This is a genomic window from Pseudoalteromonas sp. PB2-1 (assembly GCF_045040605.1).
In the GTDB taxonomy this organism is placed as follows: domain Bacteria; phylum Pseudomonadota; class Gammaproteobacteria; order Enterobacterales; family Alteromonadaceae; genus Pseudoalteromonas; species Pseudoalteromonas arabiensis.
In genome coordinates this window covers 3136278-3153683 of sequence record NZ_CP090667.1, presented here as the reverse complement: position 1 = coordinate 3153683, position 17406 = coordinate 3136278, and the positions used below count along the sequence as shown (strand labels likewise).

General features: G+C 42.0%; 12 protein-coding genes and 1 other RNA gene. 8 read left to right on the top strand and 5 right to left on the bottom strand.

Annotation, left to right across the window (positions count from 1 at the left end):
* Positions 1-28: 28 nt before the first annotated feature.
* Positions 29-400, bottom strand: a complete 372-nt coding sequence (locus tag L0Z67_RS14660) for a YraN family protein (protein WP_062568582.1) — start codon at positions 398-400, stop codon at positions 29-31.
* Between the two features lie 24 nt (positions 401-424).
* On the bottom strand, positions 425-2302 hold the full coding sequence (locus L0Z67_RS14655) for a penicillin-binding protein activator (protein ID WP_405128193.1): 1878 nt from the start codon (positions 2300-2302) through the stop codon (positions 425-427).
* 61 nt (positions 2303-2363) lie between these two features.
* On the opposite strand from L0Z67_RS14655, the gene rsmI reads away from it, so the two are divergent.
* The 4 genes from rsmI to L0Z67_RS14635 all read left to right on the top strand — a co-directional run bounded on the left by rsmI (position 2364) and on the right by L0Z67_RS14635 (position 7009).
* The gene (gene rsmI, locus L0Z67_RS14650; RefSeq protein ID WP_062568584.1) at positions 2364-3221 is read left to right on the top strand and encodes a 16S rRNA (cytidine(1402)-2'-O)-methyltransferase; all 858 of its coding nucleotides are present in this window, start codon (positions 2364-2366) and stop codon (positions 3219-3221) included.
* Positions 3222-3263: 42 nt separating this feature from the next.
* Positions 3264-3629: RNase P RNA component class A (rnpB, locus tag L0Z67_RS14645), an RNA gene on the top strand.
* A gap of 283 nt (positions 3630-3912) precedes the next feature.
* Positions 3913-4155: a YdcH family protein gene (locus tag L0Z67_RS14640; RefSeq protein ID WP_237114478.1), complete on the top strand. Its 243-nt coding sequence runs from the start codon at positions 3913-3915 to the stop codon at positions 4153-4155.
* A 169-nt stretch (positions 4156-4324) separates the two neighbouring features.
* Positions 4325-7009 (top strand): M14 family metallopeptidase, encoded by a 2685-nt coding sequence (locus tag L0Z67_RS14635; protein ID WP_405128192.1) that lies wholly within the window; start codon positions 4325-4327, stop codon positions 7007-7009.
* A gap of 29 nt (positions 7010-7038) precedes the next feature.
* On the opposite strand, the gene L0Z67_RS14630 is transcribed toward L0Z67_RS14635, so the two are convergent.
* The 3 genes from L0Z67_RS14630 to L0Z67_RS14620 form a co-directional block, all read right to left on the bottom strand.
* Positions 7039-8883 (bottom strand): metallophosphoesterase, encoded by a 1845-nt coding sequence (locus tag L0Z67_RS14630; protein ID WP_405128191.1) that lies wholly within the window; start codon positions 8881-8883, stop codon positions 7039-7041.
* 49 nt (positions 8884-8932) lie between these two features.
* A complete protein-coding gene (locus L0Z67_RS14625) occupies positions 8933-9133 on the bottom strand; it encodes a hypothetical protein (protein ID WP_405128190.1) in 201 nt (66 codons plus the stop codon).
* A gap of 100 nt (positions 9134-9233) precedes the next feature.
* Positions 9234-11690 carry a TonB-dependent receptor gene (locus L0Z67_RS14620; RefSeq protein ID WP_405128189.1) on the bottom strand — a complete coding sequence of 819 codons (2457 nt, stop codon included), beginning with the start codon at positions 11688-11690 and terminating at the stop codon, positions 9234-9236.
* A 233-nt stretch (positions 11691-11923) separates the two neighbouring features.
* Between L0Z67_RS14620 and L0Z67_RS14615 the strand changes: the two genes are divergently transcribed.
* From L0Z67_RS14615 to L0Z67_RS14600, 4 genes are all read left to right on the top strand, one after another.
* Positions 11924-12463 carry an RNA polymerase sigma factor gene (locus tag L0Z67_RS14615; protein ID WP_062568589.1) on the top strand — a complete coding sequence of 180 codons (540 nt, stop codon included), beginning with the start codon at positions 11924-11926 and terminating at the stop codon, positions 12461-12463.
* 45 nt (positions 12464-12508) lie between these two features.
* The gene (locus L0Z67_RS14610; protein ID WP_062568590.1) at positions 12509-13390 is read left to right on the top strand and encodes a FecR family protein; all 882 of its coding nucleotides are present in this window, start codon (positions 12509-12511) and stop codon (positions 13388-13390) included.
* 71 nt (positions 13391-13461) lie between these two features.
* On the top strand, positions 13462-16326 hold the full coding sequence (locus L0Z67_RS14605; RefSeq protein ID WP_405128188.1) for a TonB-dependent receptor: 2865 nt from the start codon (positions 13462-13464) through the stop codon (positions 16324-16326).
* A gap of 99 nt (positions 16327-16425) precedes the next feature.
* Positions 16426-17346 (top strand): NPP1 family protein, encoded by a 921-nt coding sequence (locus L0Z67_RS14600; protein ID WP_405128187.1) that lies wholly within the window; start codon positions 16426-16428, stop codon positions 17344-17346.
* The last annotated feature ends 60 nt before the right edge of the window (positions 17347-17406 follow it).

Sequence of the window (17406 nt, the reverse complement as noted above, 5' to 3'; positions counted from 1 at the left end):
TACCAATAAGGCTTGTTGGCCTTTGATGTTAATATACATTTCTAAACCAGTTTATTTCACTATCTTGTTCACCTGTTATGGCGACGTAATCAATGCGCATACGCTGGTTGGGTAATTTTTTATCTGCAAGGTAATGGGCGATAGTTCGCCTAAGCCGTTGCTGCTTTTGTTGGCTAAGCGCATAATTTGCGCCACCACGAAGTTTGTTCTTTCTAAACTTCACTTCGACAAATACGAGTGTATTGCCTTCTCGCATAATGAGATCAAGCTCACCATATTGGCATAAGTAATTACACTCAATGGTTTTTAAGCCGTGCTGCTTCAGGTAGCTTTCGGCTTGCTTTTCATAATATAAACCTTTCTCGCGGCTATTTTGCCATAACTCTTTGAACCACGACATGACCTCATCCTTGAATCTTATTGGCTATTCTGCAGAGCTAATTCCTGAAGCTGACTGCATGAATAACGGTATAGGTTGCTCAGTTGCTAAATCAACAGCAATAATTTGTTTATTCTTATATTGCGCCCAATCTAAAGAACGTGTGACATGGCCATTGCTGGCAATGCTCAACTCGCCGCTGATACCATTAAAGCGCTTGCCTGCAACCATACTCAATTGTTTTACGCTTCCTAGCATACTGGTTGCATCATAGGTCATCGCAAATAAACGCTGGTTAATATCGGCATTTTCAGGCCAAAGGCGCTCATATTGCTGACGCAAGTTATGTTGCTTTATTTGACCTTCGAGCATCCAAGGGAGTTCCGTGAAATAAAGGCCATCTAGGTCACCTTTGTCAGTTCTATCTATTTGCTTACTATGACTTTTTGAACTAGCGTAAAGCGGAATACGTTCAGCAAAAGTACTGACATTAACATCTAAGTAAGGCTTAATTAGGCGTGTCTCAGTTGCATCTCCAAGAATATAGATAACATCCACATCGCTACGCGATCGCGTTTCGCTCTCAACCTCTTGCCTAAATAATGACTTAACTACTTTAATGCGCTCTTTACTTTGGTCTACTTCTAATAAGCCTGTAATAGTTTTAGGCATATCATTTTTACTAGCGTAAAAGCCAACTTGTGGTTTAACCTCACTATAGCGTTGCCACTGCTGGTTGAAGTATTCAACTAAGCGTTGGCCATTACTATTATTTGGTGCCAGCAGCATAGGTTTTTGGTAACCCGCTGTTAAAAAGCGCTCAAGTGCTTGTTGCACTTCATGTTCAGGGTTTAAAGCAAAGAAAAAGTGCTGTTGAGACACTCGTTCACCATCAAACGTATTTAGGTGCATAACAGGGTAATCAATAAGTGTTTGCGCTGTGCTTAATTTTTCAATATTGCTTTTGAGTAAAGGGCCAATAACAAAATCGGCTTTAAATTCACTGAGTTTTAGGGCAATTTCTGCCGCTGACAGCGATTCGTCTATAAATAAGGTTTCTTCTAGCGGATTGTTATCAAGTGCAGCGAGTACTCCTGCTTTGAGTGCATCGCCTAAACGTTCATTCGCGCCTGACTGTGGAATAAGCACCGCTAAACGGTTGACATTAAGAGGCTCAACTTGCACAAGCTCAGTGACTTTCTTAGGTAAAACCTCTGCGGCAGGGTGACCTGGATAGCGTCGCATCCAGTTGTTCATCGCTTGATGCAATTCAACCGGCGCCCCTAAATATACTTGATGATAAAGCGCTAAATTAACCCAACCTTGTTGCACAACAGAACCGCGGTTAAAGCGCTCTAGTGCATACGATGAAAGCTGAGTAAGGCTATGCCATAAATCCTGATTTAAATTTGCAACGCTAAAGTTGTTATCATTACTAATTGTTGAAGCCGCAAAATAATAGGGCATGGCTTGTTTTGGCAAACCTTGTGATGCGTAAACTCGACCCGTTAAATACTGATGCCAAGCCTTATGTTCAGGCAGACTTAGCTCAGGCTCAAGTACTCGTAGTTGCTCAAGTGCAAGATCGCTTTTACCTTGCTGCTCTTGTGCTAACGCAATATAAAGCTTGTTTTGAATTTGGTCTACGCTGGGAGTTGCTTCAAGCTCTAAACAGATATTTTCTAAAAGAGACCAACGCTCTTCACTAATCGCTGCATCTCGGGCTGTATAAAGTAGTTGGATTTTATCAGCACCTTGGCGATTAAGTGCCGTTTGATACATAGATTGTGCGTCGGTTAATTGTGACAGAGCACTACTCGATTGGCTCGATGGATTTTCTGTACTATTTGATGGTTTTTCGGTTGTGCTACAAGCCGATAACCCTGACAATACAATTAATAGACTAACAAGTTTAAGTCGCACAATGATTTCCCAATACGTTAACGCGATTTGCTTATATTACTGACTGACGCAGGAGACCTCAATGTTAAATGAGGACAATTCAGATAAAATCGGCACTCTTTACATTGTTGCCACGCCTATTGGTAACTTTGATGACATTAGCCAGCGTGCCATTCAAACCCTATCTGAGGTTGACTTAATAGCCGCTGAAGATACTCGTCATACGGGGAAGTTGTTAAGCCACTTTAATATCAAAGCAAAAACCTTTGCTTTACATGATCATAACGAGAAACAAAAAGCGCAGCAAATAGTTGACTGGCTTGAGCAGGGAATGAACATTGCACTGGTATCAGATGCCGGCACACCATTAATTAGCGACCCAGGTTATGCAGTTGTCAATTTATGTCGTGAACAAGGCGCACATGTAACGCCTGTGCCTGGTGCTTGTGCTGCGATCACTGCGGTATGCTGCTCAGGCTTACCAACTGACCGTTTTCAGTTTATTGGATTTACGCCAGCAAAAAGTAAAGCCAGACAAACTTTTTTTATGGAAGCGGTAAACTCAGGTATAACCAGCATCATGTATGAAAGCACCCACCGTATTATGGCAAGCCTTGATGATTTAGAAGAGGCGCTCGGCTCAGAGCAGCCTGTGGTGTTTGCGAAAGAGCTAACAAAAACCTTCGAAACCTTCTTTAACGGCAGCGTTGCCGAGCTAAAGCAGTTTTTAACAGATGATCCAACTAAGCAGCGCGGCGAAATTGTGCTTATGCTCCCAGGTAAGGCGAAGCAAAGTGATGATATTCCAGAAGATGCGCGCCGTATGCTTGCTTTACTCGAAGCCGAAATGCCACTGAAAAAAGCCTGTGGTGTCGTAGCTGAGTATTTTGGGTTGAAGAAAAACGCACTTTATAAAGCAATTATTGACGAAAAAGACTAATTCTTTACTGCATAGACGTGCGCGCTCAGGTATACTGCGCGCCGAGTCAGCCGAGATAATCGCTGCCTGCAACGAAAATGCGCAGGGGGAGGAAAGTCCGGGCTCCACAGGGCAGGGTGCCAGCTAACGGCTGGGGGGCGCGAGCCTACGACAAGTGCAGCAGAGAGGAGACCGCCAACTTCGGTTGGTAAGGGTGAAAGGGTGCGGTAAGAGCGCACCGAGCCACTGGTAACAGTTGGTTGCAAGGTAAACTCCACCCGGAGCAAGACCAAATAGGGTTCTATCATTTTAAATAATGAACGCGTGGCCCACGTGAGAACCGGGTAGGTTGCTTGAGCCATAGAGCAATTTATGGCCTAGACGAATGATTATCCACGACAGAACCCGGCTTATTGGCTGACTCACCAAATTAGATTAAAGCCCCGCAGCGATGCGGGGCTTTTGTTTTTTTGGGGAAGAAAATCCACTCCGCGCATACAAAACATCGCTTACTGGCTGACTCATCAAATTAGATCAAAGCCTCGCAGTAATGCGGGGCTTTTTGCTTTCTAAATCACAAGCAATTTTTAACCAAGTACTATTATTCCCTAATCGCCACCATTATTGATCTCGGACAAGGTTGCGACGTTGACTCTATTTTGCACAATGTTACAGTGAATTTGAAATCTAATTCTAATCAAAGGAGTTGCCCATGCTAGGCGAAAAACACTCGTTATTGAATGAATTCCCAGAGTTTAATGAATTAATCCACAACCTTGCTAAAAGTGATGCGCACTTTAAAAATACCATGCAGCGATATGATGATATGGATAAAGAAATTAGAGAACTTGAGCTCAATAGTTCTCCGATTGATGACAGTGAAATGCATGAAAAGAAACATCAAAGAGCGGCGCTGAAAGATAAGCTGTATGATTTCTTGAAGACCAAGGCATAAAATCAAATCACACCTAATGCCCCTTGCACTTATGACTCTCGCTGACAAGGGGTGTTATTTCCAGTTAACTCTAATTTAAGCCTTTCTAACGCTTTTAATTCCCTTATTTTCAATAGTTTTATATGTTGATAACTAGTTTATTTACGTTTTTCTAATGGGTGGAATTCATATGTTAGCAAAGGGAGCAATCAAAGCAGTCTCAATGTGCATGATGGCAATGTCTGTCAGCTTTAGTGCCACTGCAAGTATTAACAATACCGAAGTGATGTGGCATGGTACTGTTTACAATACCGATATACCTACGTTTAAGCAGGTTCTTGGTTATGATGTAGGTGAGCGTATTACTAATTATAACGATATGCGCCGTTACCTCAGTGCCCTTGAAAAGGCGGCACCTAATCGTATTAAAGTGTTTAAGTACGCAAATAGCTGGGAAGGGCGTGAGCTGGTTTATGCGGTGGTTGGCACCGCTGAGCATATTCGCTCACTAGAAACCCTTGCGAATAACACACAAGCTTTGGCTGATCCGCGAATTACTTCTGAAAAAGAAGCTAAGTCGCTGATTAAAAACTTACCGACATCAGTGTGGCTTCAGTATGCGGTGCATGGTAATGAAATTAGCTCAACCGATGCCGCATTATTTACAGCGTATCACTTATTAGCAGCCCCTAATGATGCTGTTAACAATAAAATTTTAGACAATACAGTGGTCTTTATCGACCCATTACAAAACCCAGATGGTCGTGAGCGATTTGTTACTCGTTACTATGCAACCGTCGGTCTTGAGCACAGTGCCGATCGCTTAAGTGCAGAGCATAATGAGCCGTGGCCAAGAGGTCGAACAAATCATTATTTGTTTGATATGAACCGTGATTGGTTAGCACTTACTCAGCCTGAAACAAATGGAAGAGTGGCTGCAATCAATAAATATAAACCACAAGTGGTGGTTGATATTCATGAAATGGGCGGCGATCAATCTTACTACTTTGCACCAGCTGCTCAGCCATTTAACCCACATATGACAAAAACACAAATCGCCAATATGGATGCGATTGGTCAAAATCATGCGAAGTATTTTGATGAGTTTGGCTTTGATTATTTTACCCGTGAAATTTTTGATGCCTTTTACCCAGGCTACGGCGATAGCTGGCCCGTATTTTATGGGGCGTCTGCATCAACTTACGAAGTAGGTTCAGCTCGAGGGCACGTGTTTGAGAAAAACACCGGTGAACTGCTCAGTTATTTTAATACCGTAAAACGTCAGTTTATAGCGTCAATTTCAACCGCAGAAGGTGCCGCCAATCAACGTGAAAAATTACTGGGTGATTTTTATCAATATCAAGTTGATGCGATTGATTCGGGTAAAGATAGCAAGGAGCGTGTTTATATCTTACCTAAACAAAGTAACCGTGAAGGCGCTCATAGACTCGCAACCTTAATGGCTGAGCATGGTGTTGAAGTTAAACAAGCAACTGAAGACTTCAAAGCATGTGGCGTTAAGTATAAAGCGGGTAGCTATTTTATTGATACCGCACAGCCGCGTGGTGTATTTGTGCGTACCACGTTTACAGACCAAGTTGATATGGCTGAGGCATTTGTAAAAGAGCAAGAAAGACGCCGTGCGCGTAACCTTGACGATGAAATTTACGATGTCACAGGTTGGTCACTGCCGATGATGTTTAATGTTGATAGCGATAGTTGTGACCGTACTGTTAGCGCAGACAGCAAAGCGGTTCTGGCCGATGACACATTGCTTGGTAAAGTGAATAATCCAGAAGCTTCAGTGGCTTATGTTGTTGCCTGGGGTGATACGGCCGCAGCACGCTTTTTAACAGCAGCATTGCAAGCAGGCATTAAACTGAAAAGTGCTGACCAAGCATTTGTATTAGGTGATAAAACTAAGTACCCAGCGGGGAGCTTAGTAATCGAAAAGCGTTTAAACGACAAAGAACTACTTGCTAAAATTAGCAAAATCGCCGAGCAAACTGGTGCAATTGTTGATGGTGTCAATTCTAGCTGGGTGATTGAAGGCCCAAGCTTTGGTAGTAACAAAACAGTGCCCATGGTGGCGCCAAAAGTGGCGATGGCATGGGATGCACCCACCAGTGAGCTAAGCGCCGGTAACACCCGTTTTGTTATAGAAAGACAGCTAGGTTACCCAGTCACGGCGATTCGCACGCCAATGCTCGCATGGGCTGATTTAAGTGATTACCAAGTGCTTATTTTACCGGAAGGTGATTACGAGCAAGGGCTCGGTAAATCAGGCGCGGCTAATTTAAAAAGCTGGGTTGAAGCAGGCGGCGTGTTGATTGCCCTTGGTAATGCAAACCGCTTTACTAGTAATGCCGATTACGGCTTATTAGATGTTAAGCGTGAGCAAGCTTACCGTGAAGATAAAGCCGACAGCAGCGATGATAAAAGCAGTAAAGTGGCAGGGCAGCTGTTCACATCTCGTGATGATTTAAAAGCAGCAAGCATCGAGCCTCACACATCGCCAGACTATGTAGCGGGTGTACTTGCTAATGTTGAAGTAGACCAAGAGCATTGGTTAACAGCAGGGGTTGATAAAAACCTCGTTGCGGTGGCTTACGGTAACGATATTTACACACCAATAAAACTGAACTCAGGTAAAAACTTAGCATGGTTCACAGGTAAGGACGATGTGCTAGCAAGTGGTTATCTATGGCAGCAAAATAAAGCACAGCTTGCGTATAAGCCATTATTAGTTCATCAATCGCAAGGTAAAGGCATGGTGATTGGCTTTACACAATCACCAACCTATCGTGCTTACCTTGAAGGTATGAATGTACTGCTAACTAACACAATTTTCCGTGCTGCAGCACATGCTCAGTAATCGCAAAAAATAATAAAAACGGCATCGACTTAGGTGCCGCTTTTATTTATGGAATCACAGGTTTTTGCTGGCTTATTAGTTTTTAGATTCAGATCAATGATCAAGCAGCGATCATTTTCACCTGCTGCTAGTTTTTCGAAAATAGTAAGCGCTTTGCTAAGGCCCACTTGTAGAGTACAGACATCAACTGTTTGCGCTATTTTACTCATTTGCCTTGGTAAGCATTGCCCCATAGCATTTAACTGCTGTGTTATCAGCTTATAAGTTTTGAAGTGTTCTTTTGAAATATCTTCAAATGCTAATGAACCTGCATTTCGTAGTAGGTAAAAGTCACGAATAAAATCAAATAAAGTGACTTTACTCAACAAAGCATCTGAAGCTTGCGTTATTGGAGGGCTTGTAGGGCTATCGTAAAGTGTTAATAGCTCCTGGAAGCTATATGAGATTAGCTGGGTTTTAAAACTGTCAGGCCACTCTTTAGGTATAAATCGCCATTTTGCGAGTCCGGCTAGGTGTTGCAAAGTAAATTGCTGATAGTTTTCGCTGCCTAGAATATCCGCAAGCCATTTTTCATCTGGATTATGCTCTGCTAAGTGATCGTATTCTCTCTCATAAGCAGGAAATAATGTGTCAAAGTTAGCTATGGAATCAAGTAGTACTGTATCAACTTTGGCTTCACTTCCAAGTATACTTACGAGCTTGTAAGCTGGGCGGTAAGCGCTTATGGATGGAGCTTGAATATTATAAAGCGTGTTTTTCTTTGCTCTAATTATACGGGTGTCATTCATATGCATATGGCCGCCAATATGCAAACGTAGCCCAGTTTCAGCTAACGCACTTTGCGTCTGATTTGTGGGTTTTCGAGTTAGTTGAAAAGCGTTGTCGCCGAACAAGTCCTTAATTGATTCACTTTGCTGATCGTAAAACTCCCCCATTGGAAAGTGACTAAATGCAATCAGTGTTTTGTGCTGTTCTTTTGCTGCGGTAACAAGTTGTTTTATCCAACTTAATAAGTACGGCTTTTCCGTTAAGACCTTGTTGTATCCTGCATTGCCTGATCCCTTGAAAGTAAGTTGGTTATTCTTAAACTCAGGTAAATAAACATTGGCATCGATAGCTAAAAGCCATAATCCTGCAACAGGTTCAACAAGGTAACTCGTATCAGGGATCATTACACAGTGCTTATTATCATTAGTGCACTGCTGGTACTGGCGCTCGGCCAAAGAAGCGTGATTATCTAAAAAAGGTGTTTGCCATAGCAAGTCTTGGCTCTGTGGCTTTAAACCGAATTCAGACATCGCGTCCATGATTTCTTGATAGCCACCGTGGCTAATAGCATCATCGCAAAACAAGAAATCAGTATGAGGGGTTTTACACATAGCGTGGTCGTTACTAAAAATTGCCACCTCACGGCCTTGCTCATCTAACAAGTCTGATTTACCAGCCGCACTTCTTATTGGCTTAACAGGATCATGATTGCCTGGAATAGCAAAAAAGCGCATTCCATAGCGTTTGCTGTAATCACTTAAAAGAGTTTTTAATCCCTTTAGGTGAACAGGTTGTCCGTCGTCGGTAAAATCCCCCGGTAATGCCACTAATTTCACGCCGCGTGCGGCAATATCATCTAGCGCTGCTATCAGAGCAAAGTAGTTTTCATTAAATAATCGAGTTGAGTGAAGCTGAGATTTCATGCTGCGAATAGAGACAGGCTTCGATTGGTTATCGAGCTTAATGCCAGCGAAGCCAGCTTGGCTAAAGTCAGCGTAAATATCGTGAAAATGTATATCTGGTATAAAAGCAATTTGCGTGTTTAGCTCTTTGGCATAGAGTTGAAACGTCGCAAAAAGCAGTGAAAGTAGTGCAAATAATCGCATTAATATAGCCTTACTGAAAAAATCGGGGCGCACCGCCCCGATGATCCGCTTAGAAACTGCCGCGTAAGCCTAATGAGAAGCGACGACCCGAGAACTCATACATAGTTGGGAAAGCAGGTGCTATGGTGTAGCCCGTGGTCTCCTCATCTGTAATATTGATGCCCTCAAGGGTGACTTTTATCGTGTCATTTATTTTGTAGCCAAACGAAACATCTGTTTGACCGTAAGCATCGCGGTAAACTGGATACATATCGCGTTCTATGTATTCAACATATTTATCTTTGTAGTTGTAAGAAATGCGTGCATCAAAGCTGTCATTCTCAAAATAAAAGGTAAGGTTATAGGTTTCGTCAGCTAAGCCCTTCTGGTGGTGTTGGAATCGCTAAATCAGACGCGCCAGTGAGCGAGTTATCAAGCGTAGTGTAGTTAGCATTTATACCAAAACCTTGTAACATTGGGTGGAAGCGGGAAAATGGAATTTGTGCAATAAATTCAAGACCACTTACATCATAAGACCCTTCAGCGTTTACTTTTTGATAAACGTCAAAATCATACACGCCATCGACAGTGCCATTGTCGTTATATTTAGTTACGTCATTTACAACACCTGTAAGGGATTCACGTACTACACCTTCAATTTCTTTTTCGAAGTAAGACACAGCAAGTAAACCACCTTCTTCTAAGTACCACTCTAAACCGGTTTCCCATTGGTCTGCGTAAGTAGGTTTAAGATCAGGGTTACCGTCACGATATTTAAATTCACTTAAGCTAACTGTACGTTTGTAGGCAATATCAGTCAGTGCTGGGCGAATAAATGTTTCTGATGCAGCAGCGCGGAATAATAGGTTGTCTGTAAGCTCTAAACTAAAGTTAATGCTTGGTAGGGTCTCTTTGTAGTTACCTTCTTTTGAAATAGGCGCAGGCGTATAGCCTGTGCTACCGTCATCACTTTGTACTTGGTGATAGCCAGAAGAATTAACATCGGTATCGATATAACGGACACCCGCGTTTAAAGTAGCTGGTAATGTGCCAATATCAAATACAAAGTCAGCCATAGCGTAAATAGCGGTGGTTTTTTCTGATACTTCGTAAAACTCATCCGGTGCGAAATCTACTGCAAAACCATCGTAACGTAATTCATTTCGTGCATAATTATTTGAAATTTGACTCCAGTCTTGTTTAGACGATACATCAGATAGATACTCACCACCTGACACTAAATCTGAAATATCATGGATTTCGCTATCAGCTAAAGTACGTGTGCCTACCCATGATGAATCACCTGCAGAAGAGCCTGTAACTCTGTTACTACCATAATTACGTTGTTTAGATTTATCTGTATAACGCGCACCGAACTGTACTTTTGATAATGCAGGGAAGAAGTCTAGTTGAAAATGGCGGCTAAAATCGAGCTGAGCCGCATATTTGTCATCAGAGATATCTTCTAAATTTACCTCATAATAGTCAAATGTATAAGCTTCAGGAGAATTATACATGTCAAATGTATCTGGATTATCACTGGGAATCGTTTCGCCACCAGTTGATGTATAGCGAGTACGAGTTGGGCGGTATGCTGTGTGCTTTAAATTAGTTGTTTCTGCTAGTTTGTCTGCACCACTGTAACCAACTACTCCGTAAACTTCCCAATCGCCCAGCATCCAATCAAGGGTTAAGCTAAATTGTTGATAGTCTGTATCGCTACTATTTTCCTTACTTAAAAATTCGTGCTGCGTTGCGGCATAGTTAACATCAGTTAAAACGGTAATACCATAGTCAGCAAGGGTGGTGTTATCGTAATTGTTTATTTTTTCTAATGAGCTGATACTTGAAGCAGAGTAGGCCGCTGCGTCATATTGATCCTCATGATTATCAAAGTTACCAAGTAAAGCATCAAAGGTGAGGCTGAACTCACTGCTCGGTTTATATTGCAGTGATAAGGTTGCGCCCCACTTTTCTTGTTCTGTTAAGAAAGCTCTGTCGCCGACTTTATTCATAAACACTACACGGCTAGTCTCATCTTTATCGAAACGATCATTTATAGTGATACCCGTATCGCGTTCTAGAACATCAGCAGCTTGATCTGATTGCCATTGCGAGGATCCTGACTTTTCTAGCCAGCGTGATAAAGGACGAAAATCAATACCAGAGTTGCTATCTGTTCTGTTGGTACGTTCCGAGTATGCAAATGAGGCAAGCGCACCCCAGTCGCCAAAGGTATCACTTGCTAAGAATGCAAATTTAGGATCGCTCTTTTCTGAGATGTCGTTATATGCCCCCTCAACTGATGCTACGATTTGACGACCATCATAGTCAAATGGGCGCGCAGTGGTAATGGCTACAGAGCCGGCAATGCCACCTTCTTCGTCTGCTGCTGTTGGTGATTTTTTTACAGTGACACTTTGAATTATCTCTGAAGCGAACATATCAAATTCAACATCACGGCCACCACTGCCAGAGGCTGTGGCAAGGTTATTAATAGAAACAAATGTAAACTCAGACGGTAAGCTTCGTACATTGACTTTTTGACCTAGGCCTTTATTACGTTCAATAGTAACACCTGGCATACGCTGTAAAGCTTCCGCTAAGTTTTGCTCTGGGAAGTCAGCAATATCAGATGCCACTATTGAATCTGAGAAGCCAATATTTGTGCGTTTTAAATCAATCGCTTTTTCTAAACTTTTTATGTAGCTGCCAGTGACAACAATTTCTTCAATCGGTTCTTGGTTTTTTTCTGCGTAAGCGGGAGTGATTAATAATGAGCCAACAGCAAGTGCTAAAGGTGATAATGAAAATGCACGATACGTCATGTGAGTTAATTCCTGTTAAATGCAATATTTGGTTTAAATTCGCCTGTAAAGACGCTGCAATAACAAAGAAGGGGACGCCTTTTTTCGTGAAGCTTTCGTGACGTTTTTAAGTCGATAATTACTTAAAACTGTAACCAAATGATCATCAAACAGCTGTCCCCTTTAGGCTAGCATTTGCGTTATATCTAGATAAATAAGCTAGCCTTCACCACTAAATTATGGCTTTACCTTCAATGACTAACGGTTTGAATAATACAGTTACAGCGCATAGCAGAACCTTATTGCAGTGCTTTATAGCCAATCAAGACGCGCTTAAAGGTTTTTTTTGCAAAGCCGTTGCAGAGCGTGCGGATGCGGACGATTTATTTCAAAAGTTGCTGCTAAAAGCACTTAACTCTGAGCATTTAGATCCGATAGATAATCCACTGGCATATGGTTATCGAATGGCCCAGCACTTGGTTATTGATCATCATCGTGAGCAAAAGAAAATACCAGAAAGCTTAGAGCATGAGCCGCATTGTGAGGCGTTATCGCTTGAGTCCGCGCTTGAGTATGAGCAGCGTATTGCGCTCTATCAGCGTATTTTGTCACAAATGCCAGCACTGCGTAGAGACGTGTTTATTCGGCGTCGGATTAAAGGCCAAACTCGTTCTGAGATCGCAAGCAGTTTGGGGATCTCTGAAGAAGCGGTAAAAAAACATATTTCGCGGGCAATGGATATGCTAAAAAATGCCATGACTGAGTATTTTTTAATGCATGAGTGTCCCCGTTAGGGCGATTAACCCGTCACATTAGTATTACGAGTAATTGAGATAACGATGAACTCTTCACACCAACATGATTACGAATCGGATAATGCGCTAGAAAAGGCTATTTGGGACGACCCTGCATTATTAGCCGCGCTTGAGCTGGTGGATACGCAACAGAATGAACAACTTGAACAAGCTAAAAAACGTCGTCGTTTAGCGCAATACTCTTGGGGCTGCGGTGCTGTAGCAGCGTGCTTTGCTATTTTCATGTGGACGTTAATGCCACTAAATGAACAGCGCTCGATACCAGCCTCTAATCTTGTAGCTGTGCAGCAATTTAGTAGTGATACAGCACAGCAAGTCAGCTTGTCTGACGGGACACAGGTTGCAATGAATGTGCATGCTCAACTTGAATTTACTGAAAATAGTCAAACTCGAAAAGCAATCTTAAGTAAAGGCGAAGCGTACTTTTCTGTGCACCGTGATGAATCGCGGCCATTCACTATTGATGCAGGCAATGCCACGATTGAAGTGCTTGGTACGGCTTTTAATGTGGATAAAACATTGCGTGAAACCTTAGTCGAGGTTTTTCATGGCAAAGTGTCAGTGACTAGTTTAGATGGATTGCAGCATGTTGAATTAGTGAAAGGACAGCGTGCCCGAGTGAGCGATTCTGCAATACAGGTATCGCAATTTAATGCTTTACAACCTGATTGGCAGCAAGGCTGGTTGGACTTAGATAACGTGTCTATCAATGATGCTCTATTTCAGTTAAACCGTTATAGCGAAAAACCGGTCGTGTTAAAAAATGTGTCGGCAGATATACAAGTAAGTGGTCGCTTTGCTGTTAACGATATATTTGGGGCCGCAAAGTTAATTGCTCAGCTAAATACACTCGATGTCAAGCAGTATCCTGATAGCATTGAGTTAAGTAAAAAGGCTCGAAATTGACATGATTTTGTCATAAACCTTTCATCGAAAATAGACACAATGTTTTCCTCTAGTAATGAGGATGCAAGTTAATGGGGCGTATTTTCTGCTTTGCTTTGATGCTGTTTGGTGTGTATGCCAAGCAGCTATATGCTGCACAAAGCACCCTAAAAGCAGCGCTTAATGCACTGGCTGAGCAGTACCAAGTTGCAATTATTTACCCAGATAAGTTAGTGAGTGACGTGGTTTTACCGTCAGCTGAAGTTCCTAAAGCTAACAGTATAGAAGCACGCCTTGATACATTATTACTAAAAAATGGCTTTATTTGGCAGCAAACCCCATCGGGAATTGTGGTTTCAAAGTCTGTTAAAATACAAAGTAAAACTCCATCACAGCTTGTGATGGAAGAAGTGACGGTGACGGGCGATAAGCATAGCAAAGCCTATACACGTCTTTATGACCGAAACTATCAACAAAGTGCAGACTATGCACAGCAACAAAAGCAAAATTACTTAGGTGAAGCTGACTTTGCTAATGGCGCAATGCTTTCTTTATTGCCCGCAGAGAATTTAGCTGAGGCATTGCAGGCTATTCCTGGTATGAGTATTTCCCGAGATCGCGGCGAAGCACTTAATATAAGTGCGATGGGACTTGGACCAGAGTATCAATTAACGTTATTGAATGGTCACAGGTTAGCGAATACTGAAAACGTTCGTAACTCGAATCAATACGGTCAGCAGTACCGTTTTGATACATTTAGCGCCGAACTTTTCTCTAATATTGCGGTATACAAATTGGCTGACTCAAGGTTTCCAAGCGGAGCGGCAGGAGCGACAGTTAACTTGGTGAGTGATGATCCGCTTTCATTTGATGGTGATCATTTAAAGGTAACTCTGACCAGTGCTGCACTTGCAGGTGAGCGTAACTTTCAACCAAGTTTTGGCTTAACAGCGAATACTCTTTCAGCTGATGAGGAGTTAGCTGCGGTTGTTAAATTTAATTACGAGAACCGATTACAAAGGCAATTTCAATTTGAAACGTGGCACTGGGGCAATAATGAGGGAGCTCCCGCAGCTTATTATTGGCAGGGATTAGAAAGTAATAGCTTAGTACCTACCGATACGCTAGCACTGACCATCGAAAATGAAGACAGGACACGAACGAGTTACTATGCAAACCTAGCTTGGCGACCGCACCCGCAGTTCGAGTTAGATACGCTATGGCTTCGTTCGGATACAGATTTTACTTACGATGAGCATCGTCTCTCGATTAATCCTCTAAGTGAACAGGCTAAAGCCACCTTAGATGAAAAGAACAATAGTGTTCAAAATGTGCAGTTTGGCGCCACGCAAAGTAAATCCTCACGAGAAGAATCCGGTCTTTATTACCATAATCAGAGCTTTCAAATCATACCAACATGGTATGCAAAAGACGGTAGCCACTGGCAAATAAGTCCGTTTTATAGCCATAGTGAATCACTTAGTGCAACCAAAGCCCCTATTACTCGAACTCATGTTGATTTAAAGCCTGTGTCAGCAGCGGTTTCGATTTCAGGCAAAAAATTGGCTCAGTATAAATTTGCTACAAATCTAGCACTGGTTAATAGTTACTCGCAGTTGTCGCAGTTGAGTCGACGTATGATAGAGGTCAATGACCAAGTAACAGAGTGGGGAGTCGATAATACATGGCAAGTTTCATCTAGTTGGGGGTTGTCGAGTGTGCAGTTTGGTGCCGTAAAATCAGCACAATCTCATCAATACCTGCGCCAAGATATTAATTTATCTAAAGCACAATTAGCTGCTTTACCTGATCTTGATGGCCGTTGGTTGGAGCCTCTGAATAAGCCATTTAAAGCTGATTTTCTATCGCAGCCAATGCAAGCTTGGTTGATCCCAAAACGTGATCTTTTGCAGCTTTATGATATTGAGCTGCCCTTTTCTGAGCGACACACCAATGATTACTTGAATAGCTATGAAAACAAATTTACTGCCTATGAAAGCTATATTCACAGTTTATGGCAGATACCAGAACTTGAAAGCTTAACGGTTGCTTTTGGACTTAGGTATAGTGATACAAGGAGTAAAACATTAGGGTATCAGCTCAATGAGAATAACCAATTAGAAGAGCTTTATAAGCAAGTTAAATTCTCTATGTGGTTGCCTTCTTTGAATCTTAAATGGCAATTGTCTGACCAATGGCTTGGTCGATTAGGCTATAGCCGAGCAGTGAATCGACCTAATTATTCTGACTTAAACCCAAAGCTTCATGTTAATTCTGGAGGATTACCTTATGCAGAAGTCGGCAATCCAACTCTAAAACCCGTGGTAGCAGATACGACAAGTCTATCGCTCAATTGGTTAACAGAAGAAAATAACCTGCAACTCATGGCCTTTAATCACCAACTCGATAATTTTATTGTTGAACAAATTAAAGCCATTACCTATCAACAGCAACAGTACCCAGCTTTACAGGCAACCAATGATGGCCAAGCAACAATAAATGGGCTGCAATTAAGTGCTGATTTGAGTTTGCCTATGCTATCAAACTCTTTTTTGCAAAGTCGTATGATAACGAGTGTTAGTCAGTTGCTGGACGCTAAATTAACGGCTAAGCAAATTAACAACCCTGAGATTGAAGGGGTCTCTGAACTAACTGCAAATCTGCGCTTCTTGTTTAATGCTAAGAGATGGCAAAGTGCTGTTAACGTTAATTATCGAAGCGAGTTTTTAGAGCAACGAGACTTATCGAATAATGCTGATGTATATATTGATGAGTTTACCAGTGTTGATCTCAGCTACAGTTGGTTTTTCTCTGATGCGGTAGCATTGCGTTTTGATATTTTTAATGCCACAGACAAAAGTCTTGTTCGAGAGGTGCAAACAAACGATGCTTCATCTCTTATGAAGGTTGAGCAATTTGGTCGCCGTTTTGTACTTAGCCTTTCATTAACTCTGTAAGAAAACTTTCATTGAATTTCTTGTCCACTAAATGGGAAATGTTTCGTCTAAATAGTGGCACTCAAGTGTCACTCATCAACAGAGAATAAGGAACATAATATGGATAAATTAATGGCATTAACCACGGCAAGCCTTTTAATAACGAATGCTGCTTTTGGGCAAGAATTGCCTCGTTTAGATGAAGCAGTGACTTGGTATAATCAAGCAGCAGTACGTAATTTTGCACCGGTATTTGATTTTGACTCGGACGGCTGTTATCCAGCCACACCTTTTGATAAAAATAATAATTTGGCGCAAAACAAAGGCGAAGATGCGGCATGGAAAACGCCTTGGGGAGGATGTAGAGATACTGGCTGGGAGCTATTCGCGAATACTATGCATCGTCAGTTATGCCATCAAACAGATAACCAAGACCAATACTGTGCGCACTTTTATGAGCTCTATTTTGAAAAGGATCAATCAGTTCACTGGTCATTTGCGGGTGGACATCGTCATGACGTTGAAACGGTGATCGTTTGGACTGTGAAAGAAAGTGGTAATGAGTATATTAGTCACATAAGCACCAGTGCCCATGGTAATTATGATACGCGAGCGTTTAATGAAGTGCTCCAGCAAAACGGTCATCCTATGGTTGTTTTTCATAAAGATGGTATTGGTACTCATGCATTTCGCTATGCAAATCAGCAAGACAAAGAAACAGTCGAATTCTTAGGTAACTGGGGAGTGTTCTATACGCCAGTGATTGTTAGTCATTACCGTGGTACAGATACATTTTATAGCGACAGTTGGGATCGCTATTGGGCAAATAAAACTTACCGTGAAACACTCGAGGCCAGCGATTTTGGTTCAGCAAGTTTTAAAACACGTCAAGAAAATGTGATGATAGATCAAGCAAATACAGCAAAACCAAACTCAGGTGGATGGCAACAAGTCACTTTCAGTGCATTTGATGCAGCACAAACTCGCCACGCTGAGTTTCAAGCAAACTATGCTGATATTGCGTCGCAAATTAACGAATAATTATTATTGATTAGGAAAGCTCGCAGCATACGCTGCGGGCTTTATATTTTAGTTAAGGTG

What these genes read in the sequence shown, in the direction of transcription:
- L0Z67_RS14660 (WP_062568582.1), bottom strand. Translation starts at nt 400, where the DNA reads ATGTCGTGGTTCAAAGAGTTATGGCAAAATAGCCGCGAGAAAGGTTTA.
- rsmI (WP_062568584.1), top strand. Translation starts at nt 2,364, where the DNA reads ATGTTAAATGAGGACAATTCAGATAAAATCGGCACTCTTTACATTGTT.
- L0Z67_RS14640 (WP_237114478.1), top strand. Translation starts at nt 3,913, where the DNA reads ATGCTAGGCGAAAAACACTCGTTATTGAATGAATTCCCAGAGTTTAAT.
- L0Z67_RS14635 (WP_405128192.1), top strand. Translation starts at nt 4,325, where the DNA reads ATGTTAGCAAAGGGAGCAATCAAAGCAGTCTCAATGTGCATGATGGCA.
- L0Z67_RS14630 (WP_405128191.1), bottom strand. Translation starts at nt 8,883, where the DNA reads ATGCGATTATTTGCACTACTTTCACTGCTTTTTGCGACGTTTCAACTC.
- L0Z67_RS14625 (WP_405128190.1), bottom strand. Translation starts at nt 9,133, where the DNA reads ATGTATCCAGTTTACCGCGATGCTTACGGTCAAACAGATGTTTCGTTT.
- L0Z67_RS14620 (WP_405128189.1), bottom strand. Translation starts at nt 11,690, where the DNA reads ATGACGTATCGTGCATTTTCATTATCACCTTTAGCACTTGCTGTTGGC.
- L0Z67_RS14615 (WP_062568589.1), top strand. Translation starts at nt 11,924, where the DNA reads ATGACTAACGGTTTGAATAATACAGTTACAGCGCATAGCAGAACCTTA.
- L0Z67_RS14610 (WP_062568590.1), top strand. Translation starts at nt 12,509, where the DNA reads ATGAACTCTTCACACCAACATGATTACGAATCGGATAATGCGCTAGAA.
- L0Z67_RS14605 (WP_405128188.1), top strand. Translation starts at nt 13,462, where the DNA reads ATGGGGCGTATTTTCTGCTTTGCTTTGATGCTGTTTGGTGTGTATGCC.
- L0Z67_RS14600 (WP_405128187.1), top strand. Translation starts at nt 16,426, where the DNA reads ATGGATAAATTAATGGCATTAACCACGGCAAGCCTTTTAATAACGAAT.